This is a genomic window from Streptomyces sp. W16, assembly GCF_033194735.1.
GTDB lineage: Bacteria > Actinomycetota > Actinomycetes > Streptomycetales > Streptomycetaceae > Streptomyces.
The window spans coordinates 1-1036 of record NZ_JAWOAI010001140.1 but is presented as its reverse complement, the minus strand read 5'-3'; the positions used below and the strand labels follow the sequence as shown (position 1 = coordinate 1036).

2 protein-coding genes are annotated in these 1036 nt (G+C 72.9%); both read right to left on the bottom strand.

The window, feature by feature from the left end; all coding sequences use genetic code 11:
• Positions 1–566: S66 peptidase family protein (locus R6V09_RS53760; protein WP_317888643.1), on the bottom strand; the 566-nt coding region annotated here is incomplete at its 3' end.
• Positions 563–1036: prolyl oligopeptidase family serine peptidase (locus R6V09_RS53755; protein ID WP_317888642.1), on the bottom strand; the 474-nt coding region annotated here is incomplete at its 5' end. The genes R6V09_RS53755 and R6V09_RS53760, both read right to left, overlap by 4 nt.

Here is a 1036-nt window from a genome sequence, read left to right as displayed (position 1 = left end):
CCGCCGAGGGTGACGCCCCGGGCCCGCCCGGGCACCAGCGCGCCGCCTCCGCCCGGGACGGCCCGGACGGTCCGCACGGACTCCGGGTCGAACAGGGTCGCCCTCAACTGCTCCTGGGTACGGGCGTTCTTGACGAAGTCGGCGCCGGCTGCGGCAGGCCCGTACAGGGTGACCAGGCCCAGCCGGGTGGCGAACGCCTGGTGCAGCACGGTGGGGTCGCTGAAGCCGACGAACACCTTCGGTCCTGCGGCGCGCATCGCGTCCCAGTCCAGCAGGTCGACGATGCGCTGCACGCCGTAGCCGCCGCGGGCGCACAGGACGGCGGCCACGGACGGATCGCACCAGGCGTTCTGCAGATCGGCCGCGCGGTCCGCGTCCGTACCGGCCAGATAGCCCAACTCGCCGTGCCGGTCTCGGACATGGGGTGCCACCACCGGGTCGAGGCCCCAGCCCCGCAGGATGTCCAGGCCCGCCTCAAGTCGTTCCTCGGACACCGGCCCGCTGGGCGCGACGACGGCCACGCGGGCGCCGGGGGCGAGTCGGTACGGCCGTACGAGCGCGGTCACTTGGTGAGCTCCAGGGTGGGGATGCCGGGCGGTTCGATGCCGAAGACCTGTGCGTACAGGGAGAGTTCGGACTCCAGGGCGCGGATCATGGTGTCGGCGCGCCGGAATCCGTGGCCCTCGCCCTCGAACGCGAGGTAGGCGTGCGGCACTTGGCGTCCCCGCATCCGTTCCAGCAGGCGTTCGCACTGGACGGGCGGGCAGATCACGTCGGACAGGCCCTGCATCAGCAGGAAGGGCGCGGTGATGCGGTCGGCGTGCTCGACGGGTGAGCGCTCGGTGTACCGGGCGGGCACTTCGGCGAGGGGTCCGACCAGGGTCTCCAGGTACCGCGACTCGAAGTCGTGGGTCTCCCCCGAGGCCCAGTTGGCGAGGTCGAGGACCGGATAGATGATGGTGCCGCAGGCGTAGACGTCGGTCGTCACCAGGGACGCGGCGCTGGTCCAGCCGCCCGCGCTGCCGCCCCGGACGGC